We start from the raw sequence: 17,658 nt of genomic DNA, 5'->3' as shown, positions 1-17,658 counted from the left end.
AACGCTGATACCGTCCTTAAGTTCCAGCATAGAAGAACGGTATAGAAAGATGGAAAACCGGCGCTGAACGGTAGCACATCGCCGCCAGCGCCGGTTTATTGACTCAGGCCGGTTTGGCCTGGGCGATCACCTCTTCCAGGCGCTCTTTCTCCGCCTTCTCGATTTCTTCCTCGCTGATCATCTCGGCGATCTCACGCAGGCGCTCAACCACCCGGGCGTTGACGCTGCCTTCGGTGAACTGGCCCTTGTCATCCGGCACACCGGCCTCCTCGCCCACCAGCAAGCTCAACGCCTCGTCGGCCTGGCTGACCGCGTACACGTGGAACATGCCGTTCTCCACCGCCTGCAGCACGCGCTCGTCGAGCATCAACGTGGCAACGTTGGCACGCGGGATGATCACCCCTTGCTCGCCGGTCAGGCCGCGCGCCTCGCACAGGCGGAAGAAGCCCTCGATCTTCTCGTTGACCCCGCCCACTGCCTGCACTTCGCCAAACTGGTTGATTGAGCCGGTGATGGCGAAGCACTGTTTGAGCGGCGTGCGCGACAAGGCCGAGATCAGCGTGCAGGCTTCGCCCAGCGAGGCGCTGTCACCATCCACATAGCCGTAGGACTGTTCCAGGGCGATGCTCGCCGAGATCGCCAGCGGGAACTCCTGGGCATAGCGGCTGCCCAGGTAGCCGGTGAGGATCATCACACCTTTGGAGTGGATCGGCTGGCCGAGGTTGACCTCACGCTCGATGTCGACGATACCGCTGCCACCCGGATACACGGTGGCGGAGATACGCGCCGGCATGCCGAACGCCGAATCGCCCACTTCCAGCACCGTCAGGCCGTTGCACTTGCCGATGGCCGCGCCTTCGGTGTCGATCAGGATGATGCCGGCGAGCATGTCGTCCAGCACCCGCTGCGAAACACGCCCGGTGCGGGTGGCCTTGGCCTTGAGCGCACGCTCGATGTGCCCGGCGTCGGTCATTTCGTCACTGGCCAGCTGGCGGATGAAATCGGCTTCGCTGACCAGCTGGAACAGGTCGCCGATACGTGCCGACAGGCGCGACTGGTTTTCGGCCAGGCGGGCACTGTACGTGGCCAGGCGCGCCACCGCGTCGCTGGTCAGTGGCGCCATGCCTTCTTCGTTGGTGCGGGTGCGCAACAGCTGGGCGAACTGCTCCAGGTTCTCATCGACCATGGGCATGTCTTCGTCGAAGTCCACCAGCACCCGGAACATCTCCTGGAAGTCCGGGTCGTGGTCCTGCAGCGCGTAGTACAGCTGGCGCGAACCGATGATGACCAGCTTGATGTTCAGCGGGATCATCTGCGGCGTCAGGCTGACGGTGGCGACCCGGCCCAGCTCGCCGAGCGGCGACTCCATCTTCAGCTTGCGCGATTGCAGCGCGCGCTTGAGCGCGTCCCAGACGAACGGCTCGCCCAGCATCTTCTCGGCTTCGAGGATCAGGAAGCCGCCATTGGCGCGGTGCAGCGCGCCCGGGCGTAGCTGGCGGTACGAGGTGTACAGCGCGCCCTGATCGGTGCTGTATTCGATACGTCCGAACAGGTTGTCGTAGGTCGGGTGCGGCTCGAATACCACCGGGGCACCGCCGTCGGCGTGGTGGCCGACCACCAGGCTTGGGGCGTACTGCTCTTCCAGCAGCTTGCGCGCGGCAGCGTCAGTCTTGCTGTCTTCGACCAGTTGCTCGACCACGGTACGCAGCAGGTTCAGCTGCACCGACTGCAGGTAGGCGCAGACGGCAGCGTTCTCGGCGTACTTCTCCGACAGCGGCGCCAGCAACGGCTGCAGGGCCAGGGTGATGGTTTCTTCGTTGAGCTGGCGCAGCTGGTTGTTCGACTCGCGTTTCCATTGCGGCAGGCTGGCCAGCTCTTCGTTCAGGCGTTCCTCGAGCAGGGCGATATCTTCGTGGAACTGCTCGCGCACCTCTTCCGGCAACTGGGCGAACTCGGCTTCATCCAGCGCCTTGCCGTCGGCCATCGGGGTGAAGGCAACGTTGCTGGCGTCGCGGTACAGGGCCACGTCCTTTTCCAGCGAGGCGCGCTCGATCACATCCAGGGCGCGGTCGTAACGCTGGTTGAAGGCACGGTCGATGGCGCCTTTCTTCTGCTGGTACGACGGGTGTTCGAACACCGCCGGGAAGGTCGACAAGAGGTTGTCGATCAGCCCGTTCATGTCGGCGATGAACGCCCCGGCGCTGCCGGACGGCAATTCCAGCGCACGCGGTTCGCGGGTGTCGTCGAAATGATTGACGTAGACCCAGTCGGAAGGGGTTTGCTGGCGCTTGCCCTCGGCCTTGAGGTAGCGCTTGACGAACGAGAAGCGGCCGGTACCGGGCTCGCCCATCACATACACGTTGTAACCAGGGCGCGGCATGGCCACGCCGAACTGCAGGGCCTCGACAGCACGTTCCTGGCCCAGGACTCCGCGAAACGGCTCCAGATCGTCGGTATGGGTAAAGGCAAACTGCTCGGGGGAGAAACGCCGGGTCAGGGCTTCAGGCGCGAGACGCAGGCGCGCAGCGACAGGATCGGGCATTGGGTTTCCTTACTTCGGCGGGGCAGATACGCAGCATTCTGGCGCTGCCCGCGCGCGCCTTGCAAGGCTCCGCAGGACTTTATGTCGCAGCCGAAGCGGGTCATGGAACAGCAAATTTTTCGCAATCAACAACGCAACCTTTAGATCGTGCCTAAACTCCAAGCTGCGCGGGTGGGTGAAAAGCTTTCCCGACCTGGCAACCGAGTTGCCAGAAACCCTGACCCTTGGTTAAGTCAAATAGAGAACAAATGCTATGAAACGGATTCTTCTGGGTACTCTGTTCACCGTGGTCTCGATCAATGCCATGGCCGAAGCGCCAGGCGGCCCGAACTGCGGCTGGGGCAACATGCTGTTCGAAGGCCAGCGCGGCACTCCGGCACACTTCCTGGCTTCCACCACCAACGGCACCTCCGGTAACGCCACCTTCGGCATGACCTCCGGCACCAACGGCTGCTCGACCAGGGCGTCGCTGACCTACGGCGGTAAGTCCTGGTTCGCCATGAATGGCATGATGAACGAACTGTCCGAAGACATGGCCATGGGCCAGGGTGAAGCGCTGACCACCTATGCCGTGGTCCTCGGTGTGGCTCCGGAAGACCGTGGCTACTTCGCGTCGGTCACCCACCAGCACTTCAACCAGATCTTCAGCAGCGCCGACGTCACTGCCGAAACCGTCCACAGCAACACCCTGGCCGTTCTGAAGAACGACCCACGCCTGGCCAAATACGCAACCGAGGCCTGAGTGCAGCTGCTCCCGCCCCGGTTCCGGGGCGGGTTTCGCCTTTTTTCGGCATCGTTCAGAAGTAGTTGCCCGACATGCTCAAACGCTTCGTATCCCTGGCGCTGTGTGCCTGCGCCCCTGTTCATGCCGCGCCCGTGCTGGACCAAGGCCGTGTCCAGCAACTGGCCAACACCCCTTACTGGATTGCCCTGGGCCATTACGAAACCGCCAAGCTGGGTGGCTGGCGCAGCTACGTGGACGATGAGGCGTTCTTCCTTGCCGAGGACGGCGCGCACCACCCCGATCAGGAGCTGCAAGCCACGGTCGAAGCGCTGTACGCGCCGGCCAACCTCGGCGACAAGCATGCCCAGTGCGTGTTCCCGGCGCGCACCCGCTGGCTGCGCGAACAGCTCGACCTGCAGGATTTGCCACAACCAAACTGCCAGGAATTCACCACCTGGTACCAGTCGATCGACCCGCACAGTGCGGCGCTGATCTTCCCGGCGGCCTACCTGAACAGCCCGTCATCGATGTTCGGCCACACCTTGCTGCGCATCGACCAGTCCAACACCCGCAGCGACGACACCACGCTGCTGAGCTACGCGATCAACTTCGGCGCCTACATCGAAGGCAGCGACAACAGCATCCTGTATGCCTGGAAAGGCCTGATGGGCGGCTACCCGGGCCTGTTCGCGCTGATGCCCTACCAGGAAAAACTGTCCGAATACCGCAGCCTGGAAAACCGTGACCTGTGGGAGTACCAGCTGGACCTGACCCCGGAAGAAACCGGGCGCATGGTCGAACATGTGTGGGAGCTGAAGCAGATCCAGTTCGACTACTTCTTCTTCGACGAGAACTGCTCGTATCGCCTGCTGGAACTGCTGCAGGTGGCCCGCCCGAGCCTGGACCTGACGTCGCAGTTCCCGCTGACCGCGATCCCGACCGACACGGTGAAGGCCGTGAAGCAGTCCGGCATGGTCGCCAGCGAAACGTACCGCCCTTCTCGCGAACGCGAACTGTTGGCCCGGGCCGAGCCGCTTGATCACGACGAGAAGCGCCAGGTGCTGGCTGTAAGCGCCGACACCGCGCAATTGCAGAGCCCCGAATTCAAGGCCCTCCCCCGCCAGCGCCAGGCGCTGGTGCAGGATGCCGCGTACCGCCTGGAGCGTTACCGCGCCAATGGCCAGGAGCGCGACCCTGGGCAGGCCAAGCGCAGTTTCGAACTGCTGCGGGCAATCAACAGCAACCCGCCACCGCCCCTGCAGATCGAGCGCCCGGGCCTGCCCGAGGACGGCCATGATTCGCGCACCTGGCAGCTGGGCGTGGGCACCCGCGAAGACCGCGCCTACGCCGAGTACGGCCTGCGCATGGCCTACCACGACCTGAATGACAACGCCTATGGCTTCCCGCTGGGTGCGCAGATCGAGATCCTGCAGCTGAAGCTGCGCCAGTACGAAGGCAATGACTGGCAGGTACAGCGCCTGGACCTGGCCACCATTCGCTCGCTGACGCCGCGCAACGAGCTGCTCAAGCCTTGGTCGTGGCAGGTGGCCGGCGGGCTTGAGCGCGTGCCGGGCAAGCACGATGACGAAGTGCTGGTGAGCCATGTGAACGGCGGGGCCGGTGGCACCTGGCAACTGGCCGACGGGTTGCTGGGCTTTGCCCTGGGCACGGTGCGGGTCGAGCACCACAATGATTTTGCCCAGTTCATCGCCCCGGCGGCGGGCTTCAATGGCGGGCTGCTGTGGCGCAACGGGCTGGGCAACATGACGCTTGAGGCCAAGGGCGATTATTTCGCCAATGGTGAGGTGCGGCGCAGTGTGAGCCTGAACCAGCAGTGGGAGATCAGCCAGAACCTGGGCGTGCGGTTGAGTGCTTCGCGGGAGTTCAGCCACCTGGCTACGGCGCAGAACGAGGTGATGCTTGAGCTGAAGTGGTATCACTACTGAAGCGGACTTTGTGGGAGCGGCCTTGCGTCGCGAAAGGGGTGCGAAGCGCCCCCAGATTGTTGCACTCATGCAGAATTGCCGGGGCCGCTTTGCGGCCCTTTCGCGACGCAAGGCCGCTCCCACAAATGACCGCATCACGGCTGACCTATGTGAACCAACCGAGTCTTTGACACTGTTTTGACGGTTCCCCGACAGAACGCCACCTAGACTTTCCAGTATCAACCGGAGGTTTTGTGGTTATGTCGCGGTACTGGTTCGGCGTGTGCATGGCGTTGTTGCTGTCTGGTTGCGAAACCACCCACGAGCAGATGATCAATCAGGGTTATCCCCCCGCCTATGCCGATGGTTTCCAGGACGGCTGCAGCAGCGGCCGCCAGGCGGCGGGGCTGATGGTCGGTGGTTTTCGCAAGGACGTGCCGCGCTACCTGCACGAGCGCCAGTACGAAAGCGGCTGGGACGACGGTTTTCGCCAGTGCCACGCCATGCAGAACAGCGAAGAACAGCGCCAGTACCACGAGCGCTTCTGGGACCAGCGCGAACGCGACTGGGAGCAGGAAAAAGACCGCGATGCCGCACGCGCCTATCGCCACAACTGAGTCGCAAACGGACATTCCTTGAAACCGGCAGCCTGCGATGATGGTCTCCTGCACAAGGAGGCCACACATGAGCCGAGCATTCGTCAACGAAGACCAGGCCGCTGCCCAAGCTGATCAGCCGGTCGAGCGACGGGTCAGCGCGCAACCCAACTACGTCACCGCCAGTGGTTTGCGCCAGCTGCAGGAGCGCGTGGCCGAACTGAATGCCCTGCGCAGCGAACTGCAGGCCCAGGGCGAACGGGTCGACAGGCAAAGGCTGGCAGATACCGAGCGGGACCTGCGCTACTTCAGCGCGCGGGTGCAGAGTGCCCAGGTGGTGCCGGCGGCGACTTCCCGCAGCAAGGTACAGATTGGTAGCCGGGTGCGGTTTGTCGATACGCAGGATCAGGAACATGTGGTGCGGCTGGTGGGCGAGGATGAGGCGGATGCCGGGCGGGGGCTGATCAACTGGGGGGCGCCGTTGGGGCGGGCTTTGCTGGGGGCGGGGCCTGGGGATGAGGTGGTCTGGCGGCGGCCGGTCGGGGAGCAGGTGATCGAGGTGGTTGAGGTTATGAGTGAAGGTTGAGGGCCTTGGGGGCTGCTTTGCAGCCCATCGCGACACAAGGCCGCTCCCACAGGAGTACGCAATTCCCTGTGGGAGCGGCCTTGTGTCGCGAAAGGGCCGCAAAGCGGCCCAACGGCCTCGAATCAAACCACGCCCTGCGCCAGCATCGCATCAGCCACTTTCACGAAGCCTGCGATGTTCGCACCTTTGACGTAGTTGATGCTGCCATCCGCCTCTTCACCGTAATGCACGCAAGCATGGTGAATCGACTGCATGATGTTGTGCAGCTTGCTGTCCACCTCACCGGCAGTCCATAGCAGGCGCATGGCGTTCTGCGACATCTCCAGGCCCGACACAGCCACGCCACCAGCGTTGGAGGCCTTGCCCGGGGCGTACAGGATGCCGGCTTCGAGGAAGATATCCACAGCCTCCAGGGTAGTCGGCATGTTGGCGCCTTCGGCCACGCAGATGCAGCCATTGCGCAGCAAGGTGCGGGCGTCTTCAACGTCCAGCTCGTTCTGCGTGGCACACGGCAGGGCGATGTCGCACGGCAGGCTCCACGGGGTCTGGCCCTTGCGGAACTCCAGGCCGAACTGCGCGGCCAGCTCGCTGATGCGGCCACGCTTGACGTTCTTCAGCTCCATCACCGCATCCCACTGGGCATCGGTCAGGCCGGCTTCGGCGTACAGCGTGCCTTCGGAATCAGACAGCGAAACCACCTTGCCACCCAGGTCCATGACCTTGCGCGCAGCATACTGGGCCACGTTACCCGAACCGGAAATCGCCACGCGGCAGCCATCGATACGCTTGTCCTGGCGCTTGAGCATTTCTTCGGCGAAGTACACGCAGCCGTAGCCGGTGGCTTCCGGGCGGATCAGGCTGCCGCCGTAAGTCATGCCCTTGCCGGTCAGCACCGAAGTGAACTGGTTGGCCAGGCGCTTGTACTGGCCGAACATGAAGCCGATTTCGCGGGCACCCACGCCGATGTCGCCGGCCGGGACGTCCAGGTCAGCGCCGATGTGGCGGTACAGCTCGCTCATGAACGCCTGGCAGAAGCGCATGACTTCGGCATCGCTCTTGCCTTTGGGGTCGAAGTCCGAGCCGCCTTTGCCGCCGCCCATGGGCAGCGAGGTGAGGGAGTTCTTGAATACCTGCTCGAAGGCCAGGAACTTGAGCACGCCCAGGTTGACCGACGGGTGGAAGCGCAGGCCGCCCTTGTACGGGCCGATGGCGCTGCTCATCTGAATGCGGTAGCCGCGATTGACCTGCACCTTGCCCTGGTCATCGACCCAGGACACGCGGAACAGTACGGCGCGCTCGGGCTCGACCATGCGTTCCAGAATGCCCGCCTGCAGGTAATGCGGGTTGGCCTCGAGGAATGGCCACAGGCTGCGCAGCACTTCTTCCACCGCCTGATGAAATTCAGGTTGGCCCGGGTCGCGTTGCTTCAGGCGCGCGAGGAAATTGTCGACAGATTCGATCATGGTAGACATCTCACCAAGAGGATTGGACTTATTGGTTTTTTTCAGGAATGTACCAAGAAGCAATCGCACCGGAATAGGGCGAGATGTCGTTTTTTTGAAATTATTTGGTGCGTTTTCTATAACTGTATACAAACCAACCGTCAGTGATGGCATCTTCGCGGGTAAACCCGCTCCCACAGGGGTTTTGCAAAAGTTTAAAACTGTGGGCTTTCCTGTGGGAGCGGGTTCACCCGCGAAGAAACCCACACCACTTTCCAGCCAGGCACAAAAATGGGGCCGCGAAGGGCCCCATTCCTGTGCATCAGAACACCGGCTTACTGGGCCAGCTTCTTGTGCCGGACACGGTGCGGCTGGGCTGCAGCATCGCCCAGGCGCTTCTTGCGGTCGGCTTCGTACTCGGTGTAGTTACCCTCGAAGAACACCACGTTCGAGTCGTCTTCGTAGGCCAGGATGTGGGTAGCCACACGGTCCAGGAACCAACGGTCGTGGGAGATCACGATCGCCGCGCCCGGGAAGTCCAGCAGGGCTTCTTCCAGCGAACGCAGGGTTTCGACGTCGAGGTCGTTGGACGGTTCGTCGAGCAGCAGGACGTTACCGCCCTCCTTCAGGGTCAGGGCCAGGTGCAGGCGGCCACGCTCACCACCGGACAGGTCCTTGACGAACTTCTGCTGGTCGCCACCCTTGAAGTTGAAGCGGCCGACGTAGGTACGCGACGGGATCTCGTAGTTGCCGATGCGGATCATGTCGGAACCGTCGGAAATCTGCTGGAACACGGTCTTGGCACCGTCCAGGTCCTCGCGGCTCTGGTCGACGCAGGCCAGCTGCACGGTTTCACCGATCTCGATGCTGCCCGAGTCCGGTTGTTCCTTGCCCATCAGCATGCGGAACAGGGTCGACTTACCGGCACCGTTACCACCGATCACACCGACGATGGCGCCTTTAGGCATGGAGAACGACAGGTTGTCGATCAGCACGCGATCGCCGTAGCCCTTGGTGACGTTCTTGAACTCGATGACCTTGTCGCCCAGGCGCGGACCGGCCGGGATGTAGATCTCGTTGGTTTCGCTGCGCTTCTGGAATTCCTGCGACTGCATTTCTTCAAAGCGCTGCAGACGGGCCTTGGACTTGGACTGGCGGGCCTTGGCGCCTTTGCGCACCCATTCCAGTTCCTCTTTCATGGCCTTTTCGTGGGCGCTCTGCTGCTTGGATTCCTGCGCCAGGCGCTCGGACTTGGCTTCCAGCCAGCCCGAGTAGTTGCCTTCGTACGGGATGCCGGCGCCGCGGTCCAGTTCCAGGATCCAGCCAGCGACGTTGTCGAGGAAGTAACGGTCGTGGGTAATGGCTACCACGGTGCCCGGGAAGTCGTGCAGGAAGCGCTCCAGCCAAGCCACCGAGTCGGCATCCAGGTGGTTGGTCGGTTCGTCCAGCAGCAGCATGTCGGGGGCCGACAGCAGCAGGCGGCACAGGGCCACACGGCGCTTCTCACCACCGGACAGGTGCTCGATGCGCGCGTCCCACGCGGGCAGGCGCAGGGCGTCGGCGGCAACGTCCAGCTGACGCTCCAGGTTGTGGCCGTCGGCGGCCTGCAGGATGGCTTCCAGCTTGGCCTGCTCGGCGGCCAGCTTGTCGAAGTCGGCATCCGGTTCGGCGTAGGCCGCGTAGACCTCGTCCAGGCGCGCCTGGGCGTCCTTGATCACGCTGACCGCTTCCTCGACCACTTCGCGCACCGACTTGTTCGGGTCCAGTTGCGGTTCCTGCGGCAGGTAGCCAACGTTGATGTCGGGCATCGGACGGGCTTCGCCGTCGAATTCCTTGTCGACGCCCGCCATGATCCGCAGCAGGGTCGATTTACCGGCGCCGTTCAGGCCGAGCACGCCGATCTTGGCGCCCGGGAAGAACGACAGGGAAATGTTCTTGAGAATTTCCCGCTTCGGCGGCACGACCTTGCTCAGCCGATGCATGGTGTAGACGTATTGAGCCAAAACCAAGCCCTCTAATCAGATAGGTAAAGACATCGACGATCGCCCCGGCGCGCTGGCCAGGGGGATGTATTTACGGGGTGTCATTGAACAAAGTCGACCATTCTACGCCAACGCGCGGCGTTGCATAGGAGGGGCGGATGGTGGGAGTGGGATCGGGGGGAATCTATTGCCTGTACCGGCCTCTTCGCGGCTAAAGCCGCTCCCACAGGAACTGCACAGTATTCAAAGGCAGTGATATCCCTGAGGAGTCCCACAGGAACTGCACAGAACTCAAAGGCAGTGATATCCCTGAGGAGTCCCACAGGAACTGCACAGAACTCAAAGGCAGTGATATCCCTGAGGAGTCCCACAGGAACTGCACAGAACTCAAAGGCAGTGATATCCCTGAGGAGTCCCACAGGAACTGCACAGAACTCAAAGGCAGTGATATCCCTGAGGAGTCCCACAGGAACTGCACAGAACTCAAAGGCAGTGATATCCCTGAGGAGTCCCACAGGAACTGCACAGAACTCAAAGGCAGTGATATCCCTGTGGGAGCGGCTTTAGCCGCGAAAGGGCCGGCACAGCAGCCAACGATGGCTCAGACGTGACGCTGCCTGGCCTTGCCCCGCGGCAAGCGGCAACGCTCGCCCTGCTCGGCCAGGCGCGCGGCCCAGGCGGACTTCACACTGAAGCCACCGCTGCGAGCCGGCTGCTGTTCGGCAGCCTTGGCCGGTTTGGCCGGTTTGGCGGCCGCAGGCACATTGCTGACGACCTTGGCCGCCGGCTTGGCCTCGGCCACGGCAACTGCCGGCTCTGCTGCCGCCTTGGCGGTCTTGCGCAGTTCAGCCAGCGACGGGCTCTTGCTCTTGGCGACAGCTGCCGCCTCGGGTTTGCTCAGCGAACGCTGGCAAGACTTGCAGGATACGTCCTCGGTCACGGCAGTGCTGACAAGGGTCTGACTGCTGCGCCCGCAGGCGGAATCGAGGCCATTGGAGGAAAAGTGAGTAACCAAAACCGAACATCTCCGATGCGTTGTCATTTGAAGCGGGCGCATTCTCGCACAGGTTGCAGGAGCTTGCCGAACCACCGGGCAGGCACCATCGGTCATATCGACTGGCACTTTGCCATAATTCTCGGCATGCTAGCTCGTTTCGGGTGTCCGGCCTTATAGTGCGCCACCGCGGTCTGGCAACCAGACACCGGCACACACCGTGCATGATCCATCCCTGCCATCGCCAGCCCAATCGCAGGATCAACGCTTGACCAATCTTACTCATCCGTCGTCATTGCGTTCCGCGCCACAGGCGCCCGCCGCCTCGCTGCGCGGGTCGATCAAGGGTGCGTTGGCGCTGCTGGCCCTGATCCTGCTGGGCCTGCTGCTGTGGCAACTGTTCGCCCAGTTCAACCATACCCAGGCCGACCTGCGCAAACAGAGCCTGGACGCCACCGCCGAACTGGCTGACCACCTGAGCCTGAACATGGCGTTCAAGGCCCAGCAGGCCATGAATGTGGTGCAGCCCTACGTCAAGCCGCCGACACCCTCGGCCCTGCCCAGCCTGCTGGGCACCCTGCGTGAGCGCCTGCCAGCCCTGCAGAGCATGGCCTGGCTGGACGCCAACGGGCAGGTGCAGGCCGACAGCCTGGCCGGCAGCCCCGACCGCCATTTGCTTGACGAACTGCTCAGGCTGAACCAGGGCAGCCCGTATTTCTTCACCAATTCGGCCGACAACCGCACCCTCTACCTGTTGCTACGCCAGGCCACCGAACAGGGCCGTGGCTACTGGCTGCTGCGCCTGTCACCGGACTACTACCGCACCCTCACCCTCCACCTGGATGGTGCCGGCCACCCGCTGTGGCTGCTGGAAAACAGCCGCAACGGCGAGGTACTGCAAAGCCATGCGCCAGCCGACACCAGCAACGAGCCGCTGCAAAGCGTGATGCTGGCCTTCATCGATAACAGTACCTGGCAGTTGCGCGGCCTGTTCGACGCCAAGCTGGCCCAGCAGAAGCTGCTGCCGGCGCTGCTCGGCAAATGCCTGCTGGTGCTGTTCTGCGCCCTGTTGCCGGTACTGGCCTTGATCAACATGCGCCGCCGCCAACGGGCGCTGCAGGAAGACCGCCGGCGCTATCAGGAAATCTTCGAAGGCACCGGCGTGGCCTTGTGCGTGCTCGACCTGTCCAGCCTGCCCGGCCAACTCGACCGCTACCACCTGCGCAACCGTGCCGCGCTCAAGCACAGCCTGGCCCTGGACCCGAACCTGCGCCGCTCGCTGCTGCTGGAGCTGAAGATCACCGAGATCAACCAGGTGGCCCGCCAGTTGTTGAACATCGACAGCCACGAAGGTGCCTGGCAGCGCCTGATCGACGGCACTGGCGATGGCCGCGACAGCATCGGCATGCAACTGATCGACGCGCTGATCGAACAGCGCCCGCTGCTGGAGCTGGAAGTACGCCTGCCGGCGCCGCTGGGTGGCGAGCTGCACCTGTGGCTGATGGCCCGCCTGCCGCAGCAGCGCCGTGACTACCAGGCGGTCATCCTCAGCATCAGCGACATCACCAGCCGCAAGCAGGTGGAGCTGTCGCTGCTGGAGCGCGAAAGTTTCTGGTCGGACGTGGTGCGCACCGTGCCCGATCAGTTGTACGTGCAGGACGTGCTCAGCCAGCGCATGATCTTCAGCAACCGCCACCTCGGCCAGACGCTGGGCTACGACCGTACCGAGCTGGCGCAGATGGGCGACCGCTTCTGGGAGCTGCTGCTGCACCCCGAGGACGCCGCGCACTACCAGGCGCTGCGCCAGCAACAGCGCGACAGCGGCCATGACCAGCCGCTGCACTGCCAACTGCGCTTCCGCCACCGTGATGGCGGCTGGCGCTGCTACGACATCCGCGAACAAGTGCTGACCCGTGACGCCGACGGCCTGGTCACGCGCATCATCGGCGTAGGCAAGGACGTGACTGTGCAGATCGAGGCCAGCCAGTCACTGCGCGACAGCGAACAGCGCTACCGCATGCTCGCCGAAAGCATCAGCGACGTGATCTTCTCCACCGACAGGCTGCTCCAGCTCAACTACGTAAGCCCCTCGGTGCAGAGCGTGCTGGGCTACCAGGCCGACTGGATCTTCACCAACGGCTGGCAGTCGATCGTCGCCAACCCGTCCCAGCTCACCGGCATCTACAGCCTGATGGAGCGCGTCAGCAAGGCCATGGGCGACCCGGCCCAGCTGGCCCAGCTGCGCAGCCAGTTGCCCACCCAGCTGTTCCTGTTCGACTGCCTGCGCGCCGATGGCCGCAAGATCCCCATCGAACTGCGCCTGGTGCTGGTGTGGGACGATGAAGAACGCTTCGAAGGCGTGCTTGGGGTGGGCCGCGACATCAGCCAGCAACGCCGCGCCGAAAAAGACCTGCGCATGGCCGCGACGGTATTCGAGCACTCCACCTCGGCCATCCTCATCACCGACCCGGCAGGCTATATCGTCCAGGCCAACGAAGCGTTCAGCCGCGTCAGTGGCTACGCCGTCAGCGAGGTGCTCGACCAGTTGCCGGGCATGCTTACCGTCGACGAGCAGCAGGAAGGCCACCTGCGCTACGTGGTCAAGCAGCTGTTCCAGCGCGGCAGCTGGGAGGGCGAGGTGTGGCTCAAGCGCCGCGACGGCGACCACTACCCGGCCTGGGTCGGTATTACCGCAGTGCTGGACGATGAAGGCGACCTGGCCAGCTACGTGTGCTTCTTCACCGATATCAGCGAGCGCAAGGCCAGCGAACAGCGCATCCACCGCCTGGCCTACTACGATGCCCTCACCCACCTGCCCAACCGCACGTTGTTCCAGGACCGCCTGTACAACGCCCTGCAGCAGGCCGAGCGGCAAAAGGCCTGGGTGGTGCTGATGTTCCTGGACCTGGACCGCTTCAAGCCGATCAACGATTCCCTCGGCCATGCCGCTGGCGACCGCATGCTCAAGGACATGGCCCAGCGCCTGCTGGCCTGCGTGGACAACGACGACACCGTGGCGCGCATGGGCGGTGACGAGTTCACCCTGCTGCTGCAACCGCGCGCTACCCGCGAGATGGCACTCAACCGCGCCATCCACGTGGCCGAGAACATTCTTGCCAGCCTGGTGCGGCCGTTCGTGCTGGAAAACCGCGAGTTCTTCGTTACCGCCAGCATTGGCATCGCCCTCAGCCCGCAGGACGGCAGCGAGCTGAGCCAGCTGATGAAAAACGCCGACACCGCCATGTACCACGCCAAGGAGCGCGGCAAGAACAACTTCCAGTTCTACCAGGCGGAGATGAACGCCAGCGCCCTGGAACGCCTGGAGCTGGAGAGCGACCTGCGCCATGCCATGGAGCAGAACGAGTTCATTCTCTACTACCAGCCGCAGTTCAGCGGCGACGGCAAGCGCCTGACCGGCGCCGAAGCCCTGCTGCGCTGGCGCCACCCGACCCGCGGCCTGGTGCCGCCGGGCGATTTCATCCCGGTGATCGAAGAGCTGGGCCTGGTGGTGGACGTGGGCGACTGGGTGCTGCGCGAGGCCAGCCGCCAGCTCAAGGCCTGGCACAAGGCCAAGGTGCGCGTGCCCAAGGTGTCGGTGAACATCTCGGCGCGGCAGTTCTCCGACGGCCAGTTGGGCACGCGCATCGCCACCATTCTGGAAGAAACCAGCCTGCCACCGGCATGCCTGGAGCTGGAGCTGACCGAAAGCATCCTGATGCGCGAAGTGAACGAAGCCATGCAGATTCTCGCCAGCCTGAAAAACCTCGGCCTGAGCATCGCGGTGGACGACTTCGGCACCGGTTACTCGTCGTTGAACTACCTCAAGCAGTTCCCGATCGACGTATTGAAGATCGACCGCACCTTCGTCGACGGCCTGCCTGAAGGCGAGCAGGATGCGCAGATTGCCCGGGCGATCATCGCCATGGCCCACAGCCTCAACCTGGCGGTGATCGCCGAAGGGGTGGAGACCCACGAGCAGCTGGAGTTCCTGCGCGAGCATGGTTGCGACGAGGTGCAGGGCTACCTGTTCGGGCGGCCGATGCCGGCGCATCAGTTCGAGGCGCAGTTCGCCAACGAGACGTTGTTCATGTTCCATTGATGCGTTGCCTGCACTGGCCTCATCGCCGGCAAGCCAGCTCCCACAGGTACAATGCATGGCTTGAGGCCAGCGCAGTCGAAGTGGGAGCTGGCTTGCCGGCGATGGGGCGCAACGCGCCCCCAAAAGCGGACTTCCAGGTCAACTCCGATCCCCGCCCAGCCCAGACACGACGCGGGATGCAACATGAAGCCCATTGGTCCGCGACTTGATGCCACTTCATATGCCAGTCGCGAATCAATCGGTTAGAATGCCCCCCCAATTCACCCCGATCCTTGAGGACCGCCATGTTCAGCCGTGATTTGACCATTGCCAAGTACGACGCCGAGCTCTTCGAAGCCATGCAGCAAGAAGCTCTGCGCCAGGAAGAGCATATCGAGCTGATCGCTTCGGAAAACTACACCAGCCCGGCAGTCATGGAGGCCCAGGGCTCGGTCCTGACCAACAAGTACGCCGAAGGCTACCCGGGCAAGCGCTACTACGGTGGTTGCGAGTACGTCGACGTCGTCGAGCAGCTGGCCATCGACCGTGCCAAGCAACTGTTCGGCGCCGACTACGCCAACGTCCAGCCGCACGCCGGCTCCCAGGCCAACGCCGCCGTCTACCTGGCCCTGCTGTCGGCCGGTGACACCATTCTGGGCATGAGCCTGGCCCACGGTGGCCACCTGACCCACGGTGCTTCGGTAAGCTCCTCGGGCAAGCTGTACAACGCCATCCAGTACGGCATCGACGGCAACGGCCTGATCGACTACGACGAAGTCGAGCGCCTGGCTGTCGAGCACAAGCCGAAGATGATCGTTGCCGGCTTCTCTGCCTACTCGCAGGTTCTGGACTTCGCCCGCTTCCGCGCCATCGCCGACAAGGTCGGTGCCTACCTGTTCGTCGACATGGCCCACGTTGCCGGCCTGGTTGCCGCTGGCGTGTACCCGAACCCTGTTCCGTTCGCCGACGTGGTCACCACCACCACCCACAAGACCCTGCGCGGCCCGCGCGGCGGCCTGATCCTCGCTCGCAAGAACGAAGAGATCGAGAAGAAGCTGAACTCCGCCGTCTTCCCGGGCGCCCAGGGTGGCCCGCTGGAGCACGTCATCGCTGCCAAGGCCATCTGCTTCAAGGAAGCCCTGCAGCCTGAGTTCAAGGCTTACCAGCAGCAGGTAGTGAAGAACGCCCAGGCCATGGCCAGCGTGTTCATCGAGCGTGGTTTCGACGTGGTTTCCGGTGGTACCCAGAACCACCTGTTCCTGCTTTCGCTGATCAAGCAGGAAATCTCCGGCAAGGACGCTGACGCCGCCCTGGGCAAAGCCTTCATCACCGTCAACAAGAACTCGGTACCGAACGACCCACGTTCCCCGTTCGTCACCTCGGGCCTGCGTTTCGGCACCCCAGCCGTTACCACCCGTGGTTTCAAGGAAGCCGAGTGCCGCGAGCTGGCTGGCTGGATCTGCGACATCCTGGCTGATCTGAACAACGAAGCGGTGATCGACGCCGTGCGTGAGAAGGTCAAGGCCATTTGCAAGAAGCTGCCGGTTTACGGCAACTGATTGGCGATTGCCTGACAGGAAAAAGCCCGGCCTAGTGCCGGGCTTTTTCGTTTTCGGGGGGCTGTCGCCAATCCTGTAGATACTCTGTTGGCGGTCAAGCTTTTCTGAGGTGTTCAGAGCTGAAAAGCTTGGCCGTATCAAATGGCTCATCCCCGCGCATGCATGCCCAGATGCCTGTCAGGTACTTGCGCATGACAGCAGCTATAGCCTGCATTTTCTTCTTGCCCCTGTTGACCAACGACTCGTAAAAAGCCTTCGCATAAGGGTCGTAGCGCACTGCGGTCAAGGCAGGCATGTACATGGCTGCCCGTAGATAAGCATTCCCACTTTTGCCGAGTCTGCCGGGCTTATCAATGCTCGTTCCCGATTGGGTCTGTCGAACATCGAGACCCGCGTGGCGAGCTACCTGCGAGGACTTGAGTATTTGAGGAAGGATGGTCAGTTCAGCCAATGCCGCAAGTGCCGAGACTTCTCCCATCCCAGGCCCTGCGAGCAGCTGCTTGTACTGCCGAGTAAGCGTCGGACACTGGGCGACCAGCTCGCGGCCCGCCTTACGAAAGCGCTCAATTCGATTATCCAGTGAAGCAATCGCTTCCTCCTGATCCTCGATCAGCATCGACACGGTTGTAGCGGTCGCCTGCAATGCATGCAGTTCGTTCTTCGCCCTTGTACGATGCCCCACCAAACGATTGATGTGTCGCCCCAGAGCCCTCAGCTCAAGCTGCACAAGGCTTGGAGGTGTCCACAAGCGCGGTGTCATACGCTCGCCGTACTCGGACAGCAGTTGAGCATCTATTGCATCGGTCTTGCTGTTCACCAGCATTAGTTTGGCGAAATTGTGGAAGCTCTTGGGGTTGATCACGGATACAGGAAGGTCAGCCGCATGTAGCTCAAGGGCCAAGTCCAGGTAATAGATTCCGGTCGCCTCCATCACGATCGACTTGGGTTTGAGTGCCAGCAGCTTTTTCACCGCAGCCTTACGGCCTGCAGGGGTTTGAGCGATATCCCACTGTCCGGCCGGACGCCCATCTTTACGCACCGCAACGACCGAAGTACGTGAGCCGATATCGACGCCAACCCAGACACTCATTTCTTCCCTCTCCAAGCGAGTTAGGTAACAATGGCCTCCGGTTCCCCGACCTCGAACTTCATGCTGCTGCAACCTTGTAATGCGAAGTCCGACTTGTCGGCTTCTCGATACTCTTCGCAGTGGGCAATGAGGCGGGGGGC

General features: G+C 62.8%; 11 protein-coding genes. 6 read left to right on the top strand and 5 right to left on the bottom strand.

The features are described from left to right. Positions 1-103 precede the first annotated feature (103 nt). Positions 104-2,542 (bottom strand): Lon protease family protein, encoded by a 2,439-nt coding sequence (locus tag R9B85_RS16150; RefSeq protein ID WP_207878434.1) that lies wholly within the window; start codon positions 2,540-2,542, stop codon positions 104-106. 253 nt (positions 2,543-2,795) lie between these two features. Here R9B85_RS16150 and R9B85_RS16145 point away from each other — a divergent pair, with 253 nt between their 5' ends. From R9B85_RS16145 to R9B85_RS16130, 4 genes are all read left to right on the top strand, one after another. Next, positions 2,796-3,284 (top strand): DUF3015 domain-containing protein, encoded by a 489-nt coding sequence (locus tag R9B85_RS16145; protein WP_112251936.1) that lies wholly within the window; start codon positions 2,796-2,798, stop codon positions 3,282-3,284. Between the two features lie 74 nt (positions 3,285-3,358). Continuing rightward, positions 3,359-5,212 carry a DUF4105 domain-containing protein gene (locus tag R9B85_RS16140; protein WP_112251935.1) on the top strand — a complete coding sequence of 618 codons (1,854 nt, stop codon included), beginning with the start codon at positions 3,359-3,361 and terminating at the stop codon, positions 5,210-5,212. A 239-nt stretch (positions 5,213-5,451) separates the two neighbouring features. Further along, the gene (locus R9B85_RS16135) at positions 5,452-5,808 is read left to right on the top strand and encodes a hypothetical protein (protein ID WP_207878432.1); all 357 of its coding nucleotides are present in this window, start codon (positions 5,452-5,454) and stop codon (positions 5,806-5,808) included. 67 nt (positions 5,809-5,875) lie between these two features. Further along, entirely contained in the window at positions 5,876-6,373 is a 498-nt protein-coding gene (locus R9B85_RS16130; protein WP_423770367.1) for a GreA/GreB family elongation factor, read from the top strand. Positions 6,374-6,495: 122 nt separating this feature from the next. On the opposite strand, the gene gdhA is transcribed toward R9B85_RS16130, so the two are convergent. The 3 genes from gdhA to R9B85_RS16115 form a co-directional block, all read right to left on the bottom strand. After that, a complete protein-coding gene (gdhA, locus tag R9B85_RS16125; RefSeq protein ID WP_112251932.1) occupies positions 6,496-7,836 on the bottom strand; it encodes an NADP-specific glutamate dehydrogenase in 1,341 nt (446 codons plus the stop codon). Between the two features lie 314 nt (positions 7,837-8,150). Continuing rightward, positions 8,151-9,818, bottom strand: a complete 1,668-nt coding sequence (gene ettA, locus R9B85_RS16120; protein WP_085601695.1) for an energy-dependent translational throttle protein EttA — start codon at positions 9,816-9,818, stop codon at positions 8,151-8,153. A gap of 580 nt (positions 9,819-10,398) precedes the next feature. Further along, positions 10,399-10,812, bottom strand: coding sequence for a hypothetical protein (locus R9B85_RS16115; RefSeq protein WP_112251931.1), 414 nt, complete (start codon positions 10,810-10,812; stop codon positions 10,399-10,401). Between the two features lie 247 nt (positions 10,813-11,059). On the opposite strand from R9B85_RS16115, the gene R9B85_RS16110 reads away from it, so the two are divergent. Continuing rightward, positions 11,060-14,890, top strand: a complete 3,831-nt coding sequence (locus R9B85_RS16110) for a sensor domain-containing protein (RefSeq protein WP_207879782.1) — start codon at positions 11,060-11,062, stop codon at positions 14,888-14,890. A gap of 284 nt (positions 14,891-15,174) precedes the next feature. After that, complete coding sequence (gene glyA, locus R9B85_RS16105) at positions 15,175-16,428, top strand: serine hydroxymethyltransferase (RefSeq protein ID WP_112251928.1); 1,254 nt, start codon at positions 15,175-15,177, stop codon at positions 16,426-16,428. A gap of 94 nt (positions 16,429-16,522) precedes the next feature. Here the strand turns inward: glyA and R9B85_RS16100 are convergent, their stop codons facing one another. Then, positions 16,523-17,518, bottom strand: coding sequence for an IS110 family transposase (locus R9B85_RS16100; protein ID WP_423770366.1), 996 nt, complete (start codon positions 17,516-17,518; stop codon positions 16,523-16,525). Positions 17,519-17,658 lie beyond the last annotated feature (140 nt).

The sequence above is a fragment of the Pseudomonas sp. NLJ1 genome (assembly GCF_049486705.1).
GTDB lineage: Bacteria > Pseudomonadota > Gammaproteobacteria > Pseudomonadales > Pseudomonadaceae > Aquipseudomonas > Aquipseudomonas inefficax.
Note: the sequence above shows the minus strand (reverse complement) of the source record. Positions and strands in the feature narration are given on the sequence as shown.

Excerpts from the sequence above, each read along its gene's own strand:
- R9B85_RS16150 (WP_207878434.1), bottom strand. The coding sequence starts at position 2,542 with ATGCCCGATCCTGTCGCTGCGCGCCTGCGTCTCGCGCCTGAAGCCCTG.
- R9B85_RS16135 (WP_207878432.1), top strand. The coding sequence starts at position 5,452 with ATGTCGCGGTACTGGTTCGGCGTGTGCATGGCGTTGTTGCTGTCTGGT.
- R9B85_RS16100 (WP_423770366.1), bottom strand. The coding sequence starts at position 17,518 with ATGAGTGTCTGGGTTGGCGTCGATATCGGCTCACGTACTTCGGTCGTT.
- R9B85_RS16130 (WP_423770367.1), top strand. The coding sequence starts at position 5,876 with ATGAGCCGAGCATTCGTCAACGAAGACCAGGCCGCTGCCCAAGCTGAT.
- glyA (WP_112251928.1), top strand. The coding sequence starts at position 15,175 with ATGTTCAGCCGTGATTTGACCATTGCCAAGTACGACGCCGAGCTCTTC.
- R9B85_RS16140 (WP_112251935.1), top strand. The coding sequence starts at position 3,359 with ATGCTCAAACGCTTCGTATCCCTGGCGCTGTGTGCCTGCGCCCCTGTT.
- gdhA (WP_112251932.1), bottom strand. The coding sequence starts at position 7,836 with ATGATCGAATCTGTCGACAATTTCCTCGCGCGCCTGAAGCAACGCGAC.
- R9B85_RS16145 (WP_112251936.1), top strand. The coding sequence starts at position 2,796 with ATGAAACGGATTCTTCTGGGTACTCTGTTCACCGTGGTCTCGATCAAT.